The 12,474-nt window shown below is 66.3% G+C and carries 11 protein-coding genes; 9 read left to right on the forward strand and 2 right to left on the reverse strand.

Annotation, left to right across the window (positions count from 1 at the left end; translation table 11 throughout):
• From murI to rdgB, 4 genes are all read left to right on the forward strand, one after another.
• On the forward strand, positions 1 to 797 hold a 797-nt coding region (gene murI, locus AC5RWX_RS24230; protein WP_494098839.1), incomplete at its 5' end, for a glutamate racemase.
• A complete protein-coding gene (locus AC5RWX_RS24235) occupies positions 794 to 1,591 on the forward strand; it encodes an MBL fold metallo-hydrolase (RefSeq protein ID WP_494098840.1) in 798 nt (265 codons plus the stop codon). The genes murI and AC5RWX_RS24235, both read left to right, overlap by 4 nt.
• A 72-nt stretch (positions 1,592 to 1,663) precedes the next feature.
• A complete protein-coding gene (gene rph, locus AC5RWX_RS24240) occupies positions 1,664 to 2,422 on the forward strand; it encodes a ribonuclease PH (RefSeq protein ID WP_163162542.1) in 759 nt (252 codons plus the stop codon).
• On the forward strand, positions 2,419 to 3,069 hold the full coding sequence (gene rdgB / locus AC5RWX_RS24245) for an RdgB/HAM1 family non-canonical purine NTP pyrophosphatase (protein WP_494098841.1): 651 nt from the start codon (positions 2,419 to 2,421) through the stop codon (positions 3,067 to 3,069). The genes rph and rdgB overlap by 4 nt, the downstream gene beginning before the upstream one ends.
• 104 nt (positions 3,070 to 3,173) lie before the next feature.
• Here rdgB and AC5RWX_RS24250 read toward each other — a convergent pair whose 3' ends face one another.
• The gene (locus AC5RWX_RS24250; protein ID WP_494098848.1) at positions 3,174 to 4,034 is read right to left on the reverse strand and encodes a DedA family protein; all 861 of its coding nucleotides are present in this window, start codon (positions 4,032 to 4,034) and stop codon (positions 3,174 to 3,176) included.
• A 148-nt stretch (positions 4,035 to 4,182) separates the two neighbouring features.
• On the opposite strand from AC5RWX_RS24250, the gene AC5RWX_RS24255 reads away from it, so the two are divergent.
• Both AC5RWX_RS24255 and AC5RWX_RS24260 read left to right on the forward strand, forming a co-directional pair.
• On the forward strand, positions 4,183 to 5,193 hold the full coding sequence (locus tag AC5RWX_RS24255) for a 3'-5' exonuclease (protein ID WP_494098842.1): 1,011 nt from the start codon (positions 4,183 to 4,185) through the stop codon (positions 5,191 to 5,193).
• Between the two features lie 73 nt (positions 5,194 to 5,266).
• Entirely contained in the window at positions 5,267 to 5,746 is a 480-nt protein-coding gene (locus tag AC5RWX_RS24260) for a DUF4395 domain-containing protein (protein ID WP_494098843.1), read from the forward strand.
• Here AC5RWX_RS24260 and AC5RWX_RS24265 read toward each other — a convergent pair.
• Complete coding sequence (locus tag AC5RWX_RS24265) at positions 5,727 to 6,809, reverse strand: ADP-ribosylglycohydrolase family protein (RefSeq protein WP_494098844.1); 1,083 nt, start codon at positions 6,807 to 6,809, stop codon at positions 5,727 to 5,729. The two genes, AC5RWX_RS24260 and AC5RWX_RS24265, sit on opposite strands and share 20 nt — an antisense overlap.
• Positions 6,810 to 6,969: 160 nt before the next feature.
• Here AC5RWX_RS24265 and AC5RWX_RS24270 point away from each other — a divergent pair, with 160 nt between their 5' ends.
• From AC5RWX_RS24270 to AC5RWX_RS24280, 3 genes are read left to right on the forward strand one after another with little or no spacing between them, the layout of a single operon-like run.
• A complete protein-coding gene (locus AC5RWX_RS24270; RefSeq protein WP_494098845.1) occupies positions 6,970 to 7,866 on the forward strand; it encodes an MIP/aquaporin family protein in 897 nt (298 codons plus the stop codon).
• A gap of 56 nt (positions 7,867 to 7,922) precedes the next feature.
• Positions 7,923 to 9,113, forward strand: a complete 1,191-nt coding sequence (locus AC5RWX_RS24275) for an exonuclease SbcCD subunit D (RefSeq protein WP_494098846.1) — start codon at positions 7,923 to 7,925, stop codon at positions 9,111 to 9,113.
• A complete protein-coding gene (locus AC5RWX_RS24280; RefSeq protein ID WP_494098847.1) occupies positions 9,110 to 12,184 on the forward strand; it encodes an AAA family ATPase in 3,075 nt (1,024 codons plus the stop codon). The genes AC5RWX_RS24275 and AC5RWX_RS24280 overlap by 4 nt, the downstream gene beginning before the upstream one ends.
• Positions 12,185 to 12,474 lie beyond the last annotated feature (290 nt).

The following is a 12,474-nucleotide window of genomic DNA, read 5'->3' on the forward strand; positions in this document are numbered from 1 at the left end:
CGGAAGTCCGGGCCAACGCGCTCGGTGTGATGGACGAACTTGTGGACTCCGGAGTCAAGCTCCTCACCATAGCCTGCAATTCGGCGTCGGCTGCTGTGCTGCGCGATGCCCGGGAGCGTTACACCGCCAGGTACGGCATTCCCGTCATAGAGGTCATCCAGCCCGCCGTGCGCCGTGCCGTTGCCGCCACCCGCAGCGGAAGGGTGGGCGTGATCGGCACGTCGGCCACCGTGGGCTCCCGGGCATACGAGGACACGTTTGCAGCAGCGCCGGACCTGCACATCACCTCGGTGGCCTGCCCGGAGTTCGTCAGCTACGTGGAGGCCGGGATCACGACCGGCCCGGCCCTGCTGGCTGTCGCAGAGGAGTACCTCGCTCCGCTCAAGGCTTCCGGCGTGGATACGGTCGTCCTGGGCTGCACGCACTACCCGCTACTCACCGGTGTCATCTCCTACGTTATGGGGGCAGACGTAACCTTGGTGTCCAGTGCGGAGGAGACGGCCAAGGATGTCTACCGGGCCCTGGCCACCCATGACCTGCAGCGCACGGACGCCGCGCCGCCGGAACACCACTTCGTGGCTACCGGGGACGCGGGCCAGTTCGAGGCGTTGGCGCGCAGGTTCCTGGGACCCGAAGTGCTTTCTGTCCGGCACGTTGACCACGTATCCGCGCAGTACCCCACCGGCAGCCTGGCCCGCATCACTCCCGAAATGATCGCGGCCGCACAAGGTGCCCGCAGCCGCCCCCGGATTTCCAACTTCGTGGGCAGCTCAGTGACCGGAGGCATCGGCCAGTGAAGCTCACCATCGTAGGCTGTACCGGATCCTTCCCCGGCCCCGGCTCCCCGGCGTCGTGCTACCTCCTGACGGCGAACGATGGCGAGCGGACGTGGAAAGTGGTGATGGACCTGGGCAGCGGCGCACTGGGCGCTATCCAGCGCTACACGGACCTTGAGGACATCGACGCGATCTTCCTCACGCACCTGCATCCGGACCACTGCATGGACCTTTGCGGCCTGCACGTGGCGGTCCGATGGAAGCCGGGCGGCTGGGGCCGGGGGCGGATCCCGGTGTGGGGACCGGCCGCCACGGCAGACCGGATGGCCACCGCCTACGGCCTGGAGCTGGACCCGGGGATGCGTGAGGAGTTCGACTTCACCAATTGGGCGGAACGGGAAGCGGTCACCGTAGGACCCTTCACTGTGACTCCTTTCGCCGTCAACCACCCCATCGAGGAGTGCTACGCCCTGCGGGTGGAAGTGGTGGAGCCGGACAAGGAAGGCAACACGGTCTCCCGGATCCTGACCTACTCCGGTGACACTGACTCCTGTGCCGGGCTGGAAGAGGCCGCCAAGGACGCGGACCTGTTCCTCTGCGAGGCGGCGTTTGAGGAAGGCCGCGATGACGGGATCAAGGACGTCCACCTGACCGGCAAGCGTGCAGGGGAGGCCGCTGCCGCTGCCGGCGCACGCCGGCTCCTTCTGACGCACATTCCGGTGTGGACCTCGCAGACCACCGTGATGGCCGAGGCCCGTCCGGTCTTCGGCGGCGACGTCGCTGTGGCTGTGGCCGGCGTCCATTACACCATCTAGGCGGCACGTCCCCGGCGGCATCGCAGTGGACGCTGGAATCCGCCTGCGGCCTGCAGTGGATAAGCTAAAGGCATGACTTCTGAAGCAACTGCAGTGCCCATCGTGCGCGCCGACGGCCGCGCCCCGGACCAGCTCCGGCCCATCAGCATCACCCGCGGATGGTCCAACCAGGCTGAAGGATCGGCGCTGATCGAGTTCGGCAACACCAGGGTCCTGTGCACCGCCTCCCTCACTCCGGGAGTACCGCGCTGGCTCAAGGGTGAGGGCCGCGGCTGGGTGACGGCCGAGTACGCCATGCTGCCGAGGGCCACTAACACCAGGTCCGACCGCGAATCGGTCAAAGGCAAAATCGGCGGCCGCACCCACGAGATCTCCCGGCTCATCGGCCGTTCCCTGCGTTCCATCATCGACACCAAGGCCCTGGGCGAAAATACCATCGTGCTGGACTGCGACGTCCTCCAGGCAGACGGCGGAACCCGGACGGCAGCCATCACGGGTGCCTACGTTGCGCTCGCTGACTCCATCAGGTTTGCCCGTGACAACAAGCTCATCGCGAAGAACGCCCAGCCCCTCATCGACACCATCGCTGCAGTGTCGGTGGGTATCATCGACGGCGTTCCCATGCTGGACTTGCCCTACGTTGAGGATGTCCGGGCGGAGACCGACATGAATGTGGTGGTCACGGGCTCCGGCAAATTCGTGGAGGTGCAGGGCACCGCCGAGGGTGCCCCCTTCGATCGCGCGGAACTGGACCAGCTCCTGGATCTGGCCTTGCTGGGCACCACCCAGCTCGCCGCAATCCAGCGCGAAACTTTGGCAGACACCCTGTGAGCGCGGCGCCCGCCGCCCCGCGCCTGGTGCTTGCCACCCATAACAAAGGAAAACTCCGGGAGCTGCGCGAACTGCTGCGGGGACAGGTGCCGGGGCTCGACGTCGATACCCAGGTGGTGGATGCCGCCTCGGCAGGTGCCCCCGACGTCGTCGAAACCGGTGTTACCTTCGCCGAGAATTCGCTGCTGAAGGCTCGCGCTGTCGCCGAAGCAACAGGCCTGGTGGCCATCGCCGATGACTCCGGCCTTGCTGTGGATGTGATGGGCGGAGCCCCGGGAATCTTCTCTGCACGGTGGTCCGGCAGCCACGGCGACGACGAAGCGAACCTGCGGCTCCTGCTGAACCAGCTTTCCGACGTGCCGGACGCCCACCGGGGCGCTGCTTTTGTTTGCGCGGCTGCGCTGGCAGTACCGGGATCGGATAGCGGACCGGGGCGCGAGGTGGTGGAATACGGCCAGCTGGAGGGCGTCCTGCTGCGCGAACCCCGCGGCGACGGCGGGTTCGGCTATGATCCCGTGCTGCAGCCGGTGGGGGAAGAGCGAAGCTGTGCGGAGCTGTCCGCCGACGAGAAGAATGCCATCAGCCACCGCGGCAAGGCCTTCCGGGCGCTTCTGCCGGCCGTCGTCGAGGCCCTGCAGGACCCGTAACTGCCCTTGCCGTTCTTAAACAGCTGTGCTCCCCGCGGGAACGGGGAGCACAGCTGTTTAACGGCCAAGGGATCTTGCCGGCGGCACGGACAGCGCCAGGCAACCTAGTCTGAGCGGGTGCCCTCAGGGATATCACGAGGTGCCTTGCGCCAGTCCTCTGGGGCATGTTCCTCGAGGCGGGTGCCCTCGTGGATATCGCGCGGTGTCTTATGCTCGCTCTCGGGAGCATGTTCCTCGATAAACTCGTCCACCGGGTCGGTGCCGTAGGCCTTCGCCTGGCGTTTTGCCGACACGCCGCGGAGGACTTCGACGCCGATGGGCAGGACCGAGACCAGGACGATGGCGATGAAGATGATGTCCAGGTTTTCGCGCACCCAGGGGATACGGTCACCCAGCAGGTAACCCAGGAGCGTCACGCCGCCGCCCCAGAGGACAGCGCCGATCACGTTGAAGAGGAAGAACTTCCTTTTGTTCATCTGCGCGACGCCGACGATGACTGGAACGAAGGTCCTGATGATCGGGACGAAGCGGGCCAGTATCAGCGCCTTGCCGCCGTGCTTTTCGAAAAAGGCGTGCGCGTTCTCAACGTTTTCCCGCTTGAAGAGGCGCGAATTGGGCTTGTTGAAGATGGCCGGTCCGGCCTTGGAGCCAATCAGGTAACCGGTCTGGTTGCCGATAATGGCCGACACTATGATCAGCAGCGCGAAAAGCCAGACGTTGAACTTGATGGTGTCAGTGGCCACCAGCAGGCCTGCGGTGAAAAGCATGGAGTCTCCCGGCAGGAAGAAGCCCACCAGCAGGCCGGTTTCCGCGAAGACGATGCCGCACACCAGCAGGACCACCCAGGGCGCCAGGGCAGGATCGGCCAGGAAGACCTGGGGGTTCAGCCAGTCGGGCAGGAAGGATGCCAGCTGTGGCTGCACCGGTCCCGCACCACCCAGCATGGACACAGCGAAGTCGTTCATCACAGGAAAGTTCACCACTCAAGGGTACTTGACGCACCTCAGGCCCCAGCCGCAGAGGGGTTCCCCCCACGGGCTTGCCTGGTGATATCCATGACAGGACGGCACGGCTGACGGGGGAAGGATCGTCCCCGGAGGTATGGTTGGCCCCGTGGGTTTGGACTTTACGGCGATCGACTTCGAGACTGCGAACGGATTCCGGGGCTCGCCCTGTGCTGTAGGACTGACGAAAGTCAGGGGCGGGCGGATCGTCGAGGAAGCTTCGTGGTTGATGCGGCCGCCGGCCAACCATGACCACTTTGATTACCACAACGTGCGTATCCACGGCATCAGCGCCCGCGATGTTGCCGGAATGCCGCGCTTCGGGGAGCTTTTCCCGGAAATTGGCACGTTCATCGGTGATGACATCCTTGCCGCCCACAATGCCGCTTTTGACCTGGGCGTCATCCGCTCCGGACTCGAGGTCTCGGGGCTGGCGGGCCCTGCCTACGACTACGTCTGCACCGTCATGCTTTCCCGCCGGTGCTACTCGCTGGTCTCCAACTCCCTGCCGTTTGCGGCGGAGGAAGCCGGCGTACCCCTGGTCAAGCACCACGACGCCGCCGAAGATGCGCGTGCATGCGCGGGTATCCTCATCGACATCGCCCGCCGCAACGGAGCCAGCAGCATCGCCGAGCTATACCTTTCCCTGGGGCTCGAGATGCCGCGCCAGGAGGCCTTCAACCCGGCAACGGACGGGTTGTCGAAGGCGAGCCTGGCCGCTGTCTCGAGTGCGGCCGGCAGCGGGGCAGCGCTGGTCAGCCCGTTCCAGTCGGGCTGGCCGGAGGAGGGGGCCAACCCGGACCCCAACCCCGATGCCCACCCCGGCCACCCGCTCTACGGCCAGACGGTTGTTTTTACGGGACAGCTTTCCATGGCCCGGCCGGAAGCGAAGCTGAGGTCGGCGGAGGTTGGTGCCCGGCCCGAAAGCAGGGTCACCGGACGCACCACTGTGCTGGTAGTGGGGGACGGCTTCGTGGCCTCGGACCTCCGTTCCGGGAGGCTCACGGGCAAAGCCCGGCGCGTTCTGGAGCTCCACGAGCGCGGCCGGGCCATCGAGGTCCTGTCGGAGGGGGAATTCCTGCAGATGGTGGGCAGCTTTGCCGCCGCCGTCAGTGCCTGAGGCGCAGAGCCGTCCAGGTTCACGCGGCGCAACAAAGCTGCCTCCCGGCGTCGCCTGCCCCAAGCCTTGGCTCATGCGCCCGCTGCTTGCCTTCCCCAACCCCGTCAACGAGTACGCCGCCCGCGTGACGGCAGGGCTTGTGGTGCTGCTTGCCCTGGTTACGGCAGCCATGGGGTCAGGATGGGGACTGCTGGCCATCGCTGTCGGATTTTGGCTCCGGCTGCTCTTCGGCCCCCGGATCTCGCCGCTGGCACTGCTCTCCGTCAAAGTCATTACGCCCCGGCTGGGCCGGGTCAGGCTCGTTCCGGGGCCGCCCAAACGCTTTGCCCAAGGCATGGGAGCCGTGGTCTCCACCGTGGCCCTCGTCCTGTACATTGCCGGCGCAGTTCCCGCCGCCTGGACGGTGCTGGGCATCCTCATCGTGGCGGCGTCGCTTGAAGCCTTCGCCGGCTTTTGCCTTGGTTGTGTGGTCTTCGGCTTCCTGCAGCGCCGCGGCCTGATACCGGAAGATGTCTGCGAGGCCTGCAACAACGTCAGCCTTCGGCGGACGTAACCGCCACGAGCTGGTCGGCCATGCCCCGGATGACCTCCGGTGCCTCCAGGGCATCAAGCCATTCGCCGGGCAGGCAAGCCTCGCCGTAGAAGGCGCCCACGATGTTCCCGGCCAGGGAGCCGGTCGAATCACTGTCACCACTGTGGTTGACGGCCAGGGCCACCGCTTTGCGGAAGTGCTGCACAGGGTCTCCAGCGGGGGCGTCGGGAAGGGTGGCCAGGGCAGCGTAAAGTGCGACGGCGAGTGCTTCCTCAGCCACCCATCCCTCGCCGAGTGCCTGGACGATTTCCTCCGGCGTCACGATGCCTTTGCCGGCCAGCCGGAGTGCGCCCTCCAGCCGCTTGGGCAGTTCGGGAGCCACCCCGTCCAAGCCGGCGGCATGGGCGAGGGCTTCGGCGGCTGCTTCGCGCATGCCGTCACCGGCCACGAGCCGGTGGATCAGGAGGCTGAAGGTTCCTGCGCTCTGGCGCGCTGACGGATGGCCATGCGTCAGGGAGGCGGCGTCGGAACTCAGCTTGTAGACGGCGTCGGGCGTTATGTGCGGGATCAGCCCGAACGGAGCGGACCGCATCACTGTCCCGCAACCCTTCGACTCAGGGTTCACCGGCCGGACCGAGGTGCCCATTTCGCCAGTGGCCAGGCCGGAGATGCAGGCTTTGCCGGGATGCCGCCGCTGATGCAGGACCTGCTGCTCATCGATCCAGCGCGGCTGGGGCACCGGGGCCGATGCCGGGGCCGCTTCGCCCTGCGTTGCGAGCCAGCGCAGGTACGCGAGCCACAGGCAGGCATTGACGTCGGCGCCCACCCCCGAGTTCGCCCATTCCAGCGCCTCCACAAGGCCGTCCACGGTGTAGAGCGTCATTTGTGTGTCGTCGGAGAAGTGGCTCGTTCCTGCCAGGGCCTCGAAACCGGTCACACCGGATGCACCGAAGCGGGCGCGGATCTGGTCGATCGAGTCGAACTCCACCGCGTAACCCAGGGAGTCGCCAAGTGCGCCGCCCAGGAGGCAGCCGTGGATGCGGGACTTGAGGGAGGGCGTGGAAGTGTCCGGCTCGATGCTCATGCAGTAAATTTACCGTGGTGTGCCGGGGCCCTTTGACGCGTGCCGGCGCGAGCTTCGCGCCGCTCCCAAAACTTCCGTCCCAGCGAACGCACAGCCTGCGCTGGAATACTGCCCGGGTTGCCTGAAGCAACCCCCCGTCCGCCTACCTGAAGGTCCCACCATGAGCACGCCTGTCCCGGCCCGTCACAATGCACCGCGGCCGTCCGGCTCCGAAGCAGCCCAGCCAGGGCTCCTGCCACGGTTGACGGCGGAGGCGTTCGGCAGCCTTTTCCTGACCCTGGCAGGCCTCGGGGTGCCGTTGTTCAGCATTCCACAATCCAGTCCGTTGCCTGCCGCCCTTGCCGCTGGCCTTGCGGTTACCGCCGCCATGCTCGCCTTTGGACACGTTTCGGGTGGCCATTTCAACCCTGCCGTCACTGCCGGCCATCTCCTCGCCGGCCGCATCCGTGCCGGCACAGCAGCCGCCTATGCCGGGGCACAGGTGGCCGGCGGGATGGTGGCGGCCCTGGCCCTTTACGGAATCCTGCGCACGCTGCCGGGGATAGCGGACAGCCGGACAGCGTTCGACACCGTAGCGGCCGGCTTTGGCGATCACTCCATCATCCAGGCGCCGCTGGCGGCGGTGCTCCTCCTGGAAATGCTGGGAGCCGCAATCATTGTGGCCGTTTTCCTGGGTACGGCCGGAAGGGGCTACACCAGCCGCTCCGCCGCCGCAGTCGCGGTAGGTTTGTCTTTTGCCGTTCTCCTGCAGCTGGGCCAGTCCGTTGGCAACCTGCCCTTCAATCCCGCCCGGGCCGTTGCCTCTGGCGTCTTCAGTTCGGGGTGGGCGCTTGAACAGGTCTGGGTGTTCGTGGCCGCTCCACTGGTGGGCGCTGCCGTCGCTGGGCTGGTGTTCAGGAGTTTTGGCAACGGCATAACTCCCAGCGCTTCCGGGGAGCCCGGGGCGGAGAAAGCGGCCGGAGAGGACGCACGTACCGGAGAAGACGCACGGACCCGAGAGGACACAGCCGGTGAGCCCAGCGAAGCCCAGGAGTTCTTCGAGGGCAAGCGTGGCTGATCCCGGCACCGGCGGGGGTTGCCGGAAGTGTCAGTGGCAGCCGATAGCTTAGAAACATGAGGCTACTTCACACATCGGACTGGCATCTGGGCCGGTCCTTCCACGGCGTCGGTATGCTGGACGCGCAACGGGCCTTCGTCGACCAGCTGGTGGGCGCCGTCACCGGGCACGCCGTGGATATTGTGCTGATCGCCGGGGATGTCTACGACCGTGCCCTGCCCGGTGTGGATGTGGTGCACCTGCTTGATGACGCCCTGGTCCGGCTGACGTCGGCGGGAGCCCAGGTGGTGCTCACCAGCGGTAACCACGACTCTGCCATTCGCCTGGGCTTCGCCTCGCGTTTGCTGGAACGCGGCGGAGTGCATTTGCGGACCAGCCTGGGGGGCCTTGACCAGCCCCTGCTGGTGCCAGTGGGCAGTTCGTCTGCCGGGGAAGCATCTGCAGGTGAAGCGGTAGTGGCCATCTACGGCATACCTTGGCTCGAACCACGGCTCGTTTCTGAACAGCTGGGAGCCCAGGCCGCCAGCCACTTCGAGGTAACCCGCGCGGCAACAGAACTCATCCGCCGGGACATCGAACGCCGTTCGGCGTCGCAAAGAGTCCACTCGGTGGTGCTTGCCCATACCTTTGCCAGCGGAGGCATCAGCTCGGACAGCGAACGCGACCTCAGCATCGGCGGGGTGGGCGCCGTTCCGCTGGACCTCTTTGACGGCTTCAGCTATACGGCACTGGGCCACCTGCACGGGCGCCAGACCCTGTCGCCCAGGGTCAGGTACTCCGGATCCCCGCTCGCCTACTCATTCTCCGAAGCCTCCCACCAGAAGGGTGCGTGGCTCATTGATATTGATGCCGACGGCGTGGCCGGTGTGGAGGAAGTCCTATGGGATGCCCCGCGAACCCTGGCCGTGCTGCGTGGTCCCTTGGCTGATCTGCTCGAATCGCCCAAATACTCATGGGCCGAAACCGCCTACTGCCAGGTGACGTTGACCGACGCCCAGCGTCCTGCCCGGGCCATGGACCGTCTTCGTTCACGTTTCCCCGACACCCTCGTGCTGGGGTTTGAGCCGGAGGGCGGACCTGGCAACGCCGCCTCAACGTACAGCAGCAGGCTCGCTGAAGCGCCCGATGACCTGGCCGTATGCTGCGGGTTCCTGGAGCACGTCCGTGGCCGGAACCCGGACGACGCCGAGAAGGCCGCGCTCGCGGGTGCACTGGAGAACGTCCGCCTTCTGGAGGTTTCGCGATGAGGATCCACAGGCTCCGAATCTCCGGGTTCGGTCCCTTTGCCGGCACAGAGGAGGTGGATTTCGACAGGCTAAGCGCGCACGGCCTTTTCCTGCTCAACGGCCCCACCGGTGCAGGAAAAACGAGTGTGCTGGACGCCATCTGCTTCGCCTTGTACGGTTCGGTTCCCGGAGCGCGCCAGGACGGCAAACGGCTGCGCAGCGACCATGCGGAGCCAGGCCAGGAACCCGCCGTCAGCTGCGAATTTTCCGCGCAGGGCCGCCGTTACGAGGTGACGCGTTCCCCTGCGTGGGAAAAGCCCAGCGCCAGGGGCAGGAACGGGTTTACCACCCAGCAGGCCAAAACCCTCCTGCGGGAACGTGTGAATGGGATGTGGATCGAGAAGTCCGCTCGCAATGACGAGGCAGGGGCGGAAATACTGGCCCTGCTGGCAATGGACCGTGAGCAATTTACCCGGGTGGTGATGCTGCCGCAGGGTGACTTTGCTGCATTCCTGCGGTCGAAGGCCACTGACCGGCTCGAGCTCTTGCAGAAGCTTTTTGGCACGGAGCGGTTCGAAGCGGTTGAACAGGAGCTGTCCCGCCAGGCGCAGGTAGCAAAGGAGGAAGTGTCTGTCCTTGCCGGCAAGCTTGAGCTGCTGGCGGCCCGAGCCGAGTCGGAAGCGGCAACCTTGCAGCTTGACGAGGCGGCTGGCCAGGCTGGGCACAATCCTGCTGCCCGGCTGGACTGGCTGAAGGATGCTGCCGGGCAACGGTTACGGGAACTGGCGGACCAGGCAAGAAGCGCGGAGTTGGCAAGCCAGGAACGTGCCCGGCGCGTCGCTGCCGAGACTGCACGCAGGGAGCGCCACCGCAGGCTGGAGGAAGCGACGGCGCGGCAGGCAGCCGTGAAGGACGCCGGGCCGCAGCTGGAGAGCCTTAAATTCCGGCTTGGTCGGCACCGCCAGGCAGAGGTACTCGCCGGACAACTGCGCAGCGTGGACGCGGGGGCGGTCAAGGTCCGGCGAGCAGCCGATGCCATGGAATCGGCTTTTACACTGCTTCGACTGGCTGCTGACGAAGACCCTGAACTCGCCCAGTTGGAGCTCGGCTTCCCGGCAGCGGACGCCCTGGCTCTGTCCGGCCCCGCGGCGGTTCCCGGCGCAGTTGACGAATTGAACAGGATCCGTTCCCTGCTGGCGGTGGTCGAAGCAAGACTTCCGGACGAGGACCGGTTCAAGGTGCTCCGGTCAAAACACCAGCAGCTGGTGGCCAAACAGCAGGAACTGGCCGAGGCTGGCGCTGCACTGGCCAGCCGTGTGGAGAGCCTTGCCGACGAACGGTCCCGCCTCACCGACGGCCTGGGACCTTTGGAGGTGCGTGCGGGAGTGGCGGCCCTGCGCACGAAGGAAGCGACGACGGCCGAGGAGTTGCTGGACGTGGTCCAGCGCTACGCTGCGGCTGCTGCCGTCCGCGACGCAGCGAAGCTGGAACACGCCGCAGCCCGGGAGAACCAACTGGAGACCAAACAGCGCTGGCTTGACGTCAGGGAGCAGCGGCTGGCCAATGCCGCCGCCGAGCTCGCCGCCAAGCTGGTCGAGGGAGAACAGTGCCCGGTGTGCGGAAGCCACGACCACCCGTTGCCGGCGACGATCCACGGCGGCGGCCCCGGACTTGCGCAGGAGGAGGAAACAGCCCACGAGCTTCATGAAGCCGCCGAAGCCGAATTCGCAGCGGCCGGCCACAGGCTGGCCGAAGCAAACCAGCTGGTAGCCGTCCTCGCCGGCCAAGGTGGGAAAACAGCCAAGGAGGAGGCCTTCGGCGCGGCCCGGGAAGCCCGCCGCGCGGCAGCCGAGGCTGAACAGGCAGTTAAGGAACTCGCGGCGGCACGGTCGCGGCTTGAAGTACTTGAGGCCGACCTTGCAGCAGCACAGACGTCCCACTCCCGCACCGAGGCCGAGCTGGCCCAGGTCGAGTCCTCCATTGCGGACGTGGCCGAACAGTCGTCTTTGCTAAACCAGGCATTGTCAGGACTGAGGGCAGGCCACCGCAGTCTGGCCCATCGGTTGCGTGCCCTGGAAAACGCTGCCGCGATGCTAGGCAAAGCCGTTGACGCCCAGGCCGAGTTGGGCTCAGCCAAGGCCCAGGCCGAGGAGGCGCTGGAACAGCTGGAGCAGGCGTTGCCGGAAGCCGGGTTCGCCACCGTTGAAGAGGCCCGGAAACACCTGCTGGCCGCCAGTGAAGCTGCGGCCCTGGAAGCCACGATGCGGTCAGCCCAGGATGAAGCCGCAAGGGTGGCGGAGCTGTTCGCATCAGAGGATATTGTGCTTGCCCTGGAGGAGGCGGCTGCCGGACGCACACCGGACGAACAGCAGCTCGCCGCCCTGCAGGCCGAAGCTGCCGCTGCCGCGAAGGCAGCACGTGATGCGGATTTGGCGGCAGGCCTGGCCAAGCGCTGCCTTGAGTCGCTGACCTCCATCCGTGCCGGCTATGAGGAGTTGGCCGGGTCCGCCCGCGGGCCTGCAGGGCGTGCCCGCATGCTTTCAGGCCTGGCGGACGTGGCGGCCGGCAGGGGAGACAACACGTACCGGATGAGCCTGAACAGCTACGTACTGGCAGCGCGGCTGGAGCAGGTGGCCCTGGCCGCGTCTGAGCGCCTGGTGGCGATGAGCGACGGCAGGTACCTCTTGCAGCATACTGACGCGAAGGCGGCGCGCGGTGCAAAATCAGGGCTGGGCCTTGAAGTGGTGGATCAATGGACCGGGCACCGCCGGGACACGTCCACCCTGTCCGGGGGTGAATCCTTTATGGCGTCGCTTTCCCTGGCACTCGGATTGGCGGACGTTGTCCAGCAGGAGTCAGGCGGCGTCGAGATCGAAACGCTTTTTGTGGACGAAGGCTTCGGCAGCCTTGACGAGCAGTCCCTGGAACAGGTGATGGATGCCCTCGAAGGCCTGCGGGACGGCGGGAGGGTGGTGGGCTTGGTCAGCCACGTAGGGGAGATGAAGCAACGGATCGGAACCCAGCTGCAGGTGGTGAAGACCAGGAACGGGTCCACCTTGCGGATAGCCGAAGCAGTGGAGGTCCAGGTCTGAGGGAGTAGAAAGGCCGGATATACTCGGATGGTTACCGGGTTCAGCGCATCGGGAGGAGGGACGATGCGCATGACTGAACGAGCCCGCAATTGAAATCCTCTACTTCCCTTTCACCTGGCCAGCCCTCCACATCGGGGCAGCCTGCCCCTCCCCCCGCCGAGGCACCCGCCAATCCGCAGCCTGCCTCCGGTGGCCGGTTTGCCAGGCTTCCACACCTTGCCGGCCGCGGGTTCCTTCCCCTGGGTCTTTTTGCCCGGCTGCCCTTGGCGATGCTCACGGTAGGCACCCTA

This window comes from Arthrobacter sp. SPT-J7 (assembly GCF_059089965.1).